The 5,662-nt window shown below is 58.8% G+C and carries 3 tRNA genes and 3 rRNA genes; all 6 read left to right on the top strand.

The annotated features are described in order from the left end of the window. The first annotated feature begins 201 nt into the window (after positions 1–201). The 6 genes from ACFOW6_RS17740 to ACFOW6_RS17715 all read left to right on the top strand — a co-directional run bounded on the left by ACFOW6_RS17740 (position 202) and on the right by ACFOW6_RS17715 (position 5,662). Positions 202–1,694: ribosomal RNA gene (locus ACFOW6_RS17740) — 16S ribosomal RNA — on the top strand. Between the two features lie 201 nt (positions 1,695–1,895). After that, positions 1,896–1,972 (top strand) — tRNA-Ile (locus ACFOW6_RS17735). A 54-nt stretch (positions 1,973–2,026) separates the two neighbouring features. Further along, positions 2,027–2,102, top strand: a tRNA-Ala gene (locus tag ACFOW6_RS17730). 373 nt (positions 2,103–2,475) lie between these two features. After that, positions 2,476–5,237 (top strand): 23S ribosomal RNA (locus ACFOW6_RS17725). Between the two features lie 151 nt (positions 5,238–5,388). Continuing rightward, positions 5,389–5,504, top strand: a 5S ribosomal RNA gene (gene rrf / locus ACFOW6_RS17720). Together the 16S, 23S and 5S rRNA genes with 3 tRNA genes alongside form the textbook arrangement of a ribosomal RNA operon. An 81-nt stretch (positions 5,505–5,585) precedes the next feature. Further along, a tRNA-Met gene (locus ACFOW6_RS17715) sits at positions 5,586–5,662 on the top strand.

Raw genomic sequence — 5,662 nt, 5'->3', positions numbered from 1 at the left:
CGGCTCTTTGACATTGTTGATTGTTATTGGAAGGGATACGCGGACGGCGGTTTTGCGAGCTGTTTTGGCTTGGGCCGTTGTTCGAGATGCGTATCCTGGCTTTAAGCCCTCTGGGGGATTTTGGTCCCTTGGAGGATGCGTTTTTTGAGTGACGGACCCTTGATATGAGTTCGGTTGGCTTTTGGGCTGATCGGACGAGGTCAATATGAGAGTTTGATCCTGGCTCAGAACGAACGCTGGCGGCAGGCCTAACACATGCAAGTCGAACGCATGCCTTCGGGCATGAGTGGCGCACGGGTGAGTAACGCGTGGGAACCGACCCTGGGGTTGGGGATAACCGCTGGAAACGGCGGCTAATACCCGATACGCCTTGAGGGGGAAAGATTTATCGCCCCGGGACGGGCCCGCGTTGGATTAGGTAGTTGGTGGGGTAATGGCCTACCAAGCCTACGATCCATAGCTGGTTTGAGAGGATGATCAGCCACACTGGGACTGAGACACGGCCCAGACTCCTACGGGAGGCAGCAGTGGGGAATATTGGACAATGGGGGCAACCCTGATCCAGCCATGCCGCGTGAGTGAAGAAGGCCTTAGGGTTGTAAAGCTCTTTCAGTGGTGAAGATGATGACGGTAGCCACAGAAGAAGCCCCGGCTAACTCCGTGCCAGCAGCCGCGGTAATACGGAGGGGGCAAGCGTTGTTCGGAATTACTGGGCGTAAAGGGCGCGTAGGCGGATATCCAAGTCAGAGGTGAAAGCCCCGGGCTCAACCTGGGAATTGCCTTTGAAACTGGGTGTCTGGAGTTCGGGAGAGGTGAGCGGAATTCCCAGTGTAGAGGTGAAATTCGTAGATATTGGGAAGAACACCGGTGGCGAAGGCGGCTCACTGGCCCGCAACTGACGCTGAGGCGCGAAAGCGTGGGGAGCAAACAGGATTAGATACCCTGGTAGTCCACGCCGTAAACGATGTGTGCTAGCCGTTGGAATGCTTAGCATTTCGGTGGCGCAGCTAACGCGATAAGCACACCGCCTGGGGAGTACGGTCGCAAGATTAAAACTCAAAGGAATTGACGGGGGCCCGCACAAGCGGTGGAGCATGTGGTTTAATTCGAAGCAACGCGCAGAACCTTACCAGCCCTTGACATGGGCGTCGCGGTCTCTGGAGACGGAGACTTTCAGTTCGGCTGGACGCCACACAGGTGCTGCATGGCTGTCGTCAGCTCGTGTCGTGAGATGTTGGGTTAAGTCCCGCAACGAGCGCAACCCTTACCCTCAGTTGCCAGCGGTTTTGGCCGGGCACTCTGGGGGGACTGCCGGTGACAAGCCGGAGGAAGGCGGGGATGACGTCAAGTCCTCATGGCCCTTATGGGCTGGGCTACACACGTGCTACAATGGCGGTGACAGTGGGCAGCGAGGGCGCGAGCCTGAGCGAATCTCCAAAAACCGTCTCAGTTCGGATTGCACTCTGCAACTCGGGTGCATGAAGGCGGAATCGCTAGTAATCGCGGAACAGCATGCCGCGGTGAATACGTTCCCGGGCCTTGTACACACCGCCCGTCACACCATGGGAGTTGGCTTTACCCGAAGACGGTGCGCTAACCCGCAAGGGAGGCAGCCGGCCACGGTAAGGTCAGCGACTGGGGTGAAGTCGTAACAAGGTAGCCGTAGGGGAACCTGCGGCTGGATCACCTCCTTTCTAAGGATATCGGCGGCTTGCTGCCGATGTCACAGATGAGCGCCGGACAGATTGCGGCCGCCGTCTACGTATCCCTTCCAGCCTGAGAGGAACGCCGGTTCATGGAGTGAGCCTGGCGTTTCGCCTTTCAGAGCCGTTTTGCTGTGTATGCGCGTGCTGCGCCCTTGGTGAGTTTTTCAAACTGGCGGGTGTGGCTCGGCCGGGCCTGTAGCTCAGTTGGTTAGAGCGCGCGCTTGATAAGCGTGAGGTCGGAAGTTCAAGTCTTCCCAGGCCCACCATTATCCTTGCGCGCTCGGGTGCCGGGCGGCCGGTTGTCTGGCGTTTGACCTGATGGGGCCGTAGCTCAGTTGGGAGAGCGCGAGCTTTGCAAGCTTGAGGTCACCGGTTCGATCCCGGTCGGCTCCACCAGACACTGGCGATGGATACTGGCGGCGGACACTGGTTCCGGACGCTGGCGGCGGCGACGAGAGATGAGGGCCCCTGCGGTGCGCTTTGAGCGCGGCTGGGATCTCGGGCGGAAGACATGAGTTCTGGAGCCTTGTCCCAAGGGACGGGTTTCGGTTGTTTGACATTGTGGAGAGGGTTCGGGCCTTTTGGGCCGGACAGCTTGTGAGGTGGTTGCCCCTGCTGGGGGTGGCGGCCGGGCTGTCTGGGTCGTGAAGGGCCCAAGAGCACGTTTCGATCTCTATAACTCGGGTTTAGAGAGCTGAGTTTGGTCGAGCGCCGATGTCATGGGAGTGATCTGTTTTGCTCCTGTGCGTGGCGGTCGGCCGGTTTTTAAGATCAAGCGTCAAGTAAGGGCATTTGGTGGATGCCTTGGCATGCACAGGCGATGAAGGACGTGGCACTCTGCGATAAGCCGCGGGGAGATGAGAGCAATCTTTGATCCGCGGATTTCCGAATGGGGCAACCCCACCCTTTAGGGTGAACGTCAGCTGAATACATAGGCTGGCGTGGCGAACCCGGCGAACTGAAACATCTCAGTAGCCGGAGGAAAAGAAATCAACCGAGACTCCGCGAGTAGCGGCGAGCGAAAGCGGACCAGCCCAGTGGTGGTTCCAGGAAAACCGGAAGCGTCTGGAAAGGCGCGCCAGAGCGGGTGACAGCCCCGTACGGGTCCAGTCCTGGAGTCATCCTTGAGTAAGGCGGGACACGTGAAATCCTGTCTGAACATGGGGGGCCCACCCTCCAAGGCTAAGTACTCGTGCATGACCGATAGCGAACCAGTACCGTGAGGGAAAGGTGAAAAGCACCCCGATGAGGGGAGTGAAACAGACCCTGAAACCGAATGCCTACAAGCAGTGGGAGCTTGCGCGCCTTTTGGCGTGTGGGTGACCGCGTACCTTTTGTATAATGGGTCAGCGAGTTGATTTTGCGAGCGAGCTTAAGCCGATAGGTGTAGGCGCAGCGAAAGCGAGTCTGAATAGGGCGCTTGAGTTCGCAGGATCAGACCCGAAACCGGGTGATCTAGCCATGGCCAGGCTGAAGGTGGGGTGACACCCACTGGAGGGCCGCACCCACGTCTGTTGAAAAAGACGGGGATGAGCTGTGGCTAGGGGTGAAAGGCCAATCAAACCCGGAGATAGCTGGTTCTCCGCGAAAACTATTTAGGTAGTGCGTCGGATATTGCCCTCGGGGGTAGAGCACTGGATGGGCTAGGGGGCCGCGAGGCTTACCAAACCTAACCAAACTCCGAATACCGAGGAGTATCAGTCCGGCAGACAGACGGCGGGTGCTAAGGTCCGTCGTCGAGAGGGAAACAGCCCAGACCGCCAGCTAAGGTCCCCAAATCATGGCTAAGTGGGAAAGGATGTGGGAAGGCCAAGACAACCAGGAGGTTGGCTTAGAAGCAGCCATCCTTTAAAGAAAGCGTAATAGCTCACTGGTCTAAACAAGCCGTCCTGCGCCGAAGATGTACCGGGGCTCAAGCCATGTACCGAAGCTGCGGGTTCCGTCTTATGACGGAGCGGTAGCGGAGCGTTGCCTAGATCTGCGAAGGAGGACCCGTGAGGGCCTCTGGAGATATGGCAAGTGCGAATGCTGACATGAGTAGCGACAAGGAGTGTGAGAAACACTCCCGCCGAAAGTCCAAGGGTTCCTGCGCAAGGTTAATCCGCGCAGGGTGAGCCGGCCCCTAAGGCGAGGCCGACAGGCGTAGCCGATGGGAACACGGTTAATATTCCGTGGCCTGCGGGTGGTGACGGATTGCGGACGTTGTCCGGGCTTATTGGATTGCCCGGGCGGCCAAGCGGTCCCAGGAAAGAGCCCCCGCACGAGACCGTACCCCAAACCGACACAGGTGGACAGGTAGAGTATACCAAGGCGCTTGAGAGAACTGTGCTGAAGGAACTCGGCAAATTGCCCCCGTAACTTCGGGAGAAGGGGGCCCCGGTCCTGGGCAACCAGGGTCGGGGGGCACAGACCAGGGGGTGGCGACTGTTTACTAAAAACACAGGGCTCTGCGAAGCCGTCAAGGCGACGTATAGGGTCTGACGCCTGCCCGGTGCCGGAAGGTTAAGAGGAGAGGTTCACGCCTCGAATCGAAGCCCCGGTAAACGGCGGCCGTAACTATAACGGTCCTAAGGTAGCGAAATTCCTTGTCGGGTAAGTTCCGACCTGCACGAATGGCGTAACGACTTCCCCACTGTCTCCAGCACAGGCTCAGCGAAATTGAATTCTCCGTGAAGATGCGGAGTCCCCGCGGTTAGACGGAAAGACCCCGTGCACCTTTACTATAGCTTTGCAGTGGTACTAGAACCTGTATGTGTAGGATAGGCGGGAGGCTTTGAAGCGCCAGCGCCAGCTGGTGTGGAGCCAACCTTGAAATACCGCCCTTACGCGTTTTAGTGCCTAACCGCGGCCCGTGATCCGGGTCCGGGACCCTGCATGGTGGGTAGTTTGACTGGGGCGGTCGCCTCCCAAAGAGTAACGGAGGCGCGCGATGGTGGGCTCAAGCTGGTCGGACATCAGCTGTCGAGTGCAATGGCATAAGCCCGCCTGACTGCGAGACATACATGTCGAGCAGAGACGAAAGTCGGTCATAGTGATCCGGTGGTCCCGCGTGGAAGGGCCATCGCTCAACGGATAAAAGGTACGCCGGGGATAACAGGCTGATACCCCCCAAGAGTCCACATCGACGGGGGTGTTTGGCACCTCGATGTCGGCTCATCACATCCTGGGGCTGGAGCAGGTCCCAAGGGTTCGGCTGTTCGCCGATTAAAGTGGTACGTGAGCTGGGTTTAGAACGTCGTGAGACAGTTCGGTCCCTATCTGCCGTGGGTGTTCGAGACTTGAGAGGCGCTGTCCCTAGTACGAGAGGACCGGGATGGACGTACCTCTGGTGGACCGGTTGTGGCGCCAGCCGCATCGCCGGGTAGCTATGTACGGACGGGATAACCGCTGAAGGCATCTAAGCGGGAAGCCCTCCTCAAAACCAGGTCTCGCCATAAGAGCCGTCGTAGACCACGACGTCGATAGGAAGCATGTGGAAGCGCGGCAACGCGTGAAGCTGAGCTTTACTAATCGCTCGATCGGCTTGATCTTATACCAGAACCGGCCGGCCCCACCGCGCACAGCAGCAAGGCAGATCGCCCGCCCTGCACAACGCGCGCTGACGGCCAGCCAGCTCGATGAACACCGAGCGACAGAGATCCAACAAGAAAACGTGCACCCGAGCCGTTGCGGCTTTCGACGACCTGGTGGTTAGGGCGGGGGTTCAAACACCCGATCCCATCCCGAACTCGGCCGTGAAAGCCCCCAGCGCCGATGGTACTGCGTCTCAAGGCGTGGGAGAGTAGGTCGCCGCCAGGTCTTCCAAGGCCGCAACAGCCCGAAACTCATGAACCCTCTCCGCAAACCCCAAACACACGCAAACCAACAAACACCCACAACCGCGGGGTGGAGCAGCCCGGTAGCTCGTCAGGCTCATAACCTGAAGGTCGCAGGTTCAAATCCTGCCCCCGCAACCA

Source organism: Fodinicurvata halophila (assembly GCF_042651425.1).
In the GTDB taxonomy this organism is placed as follows: domain Bacteria; phylum Pseudomonadota; class Alphaproteobacteria; order Kiloniellales; family DSM-21159; genus Fodinicurvata; species Fodinicurvata halophila.
Note: the sequence above shows the minus strand (reverse complement) of the source record. Positions and strands in the feature narration are given on the sequence as shown.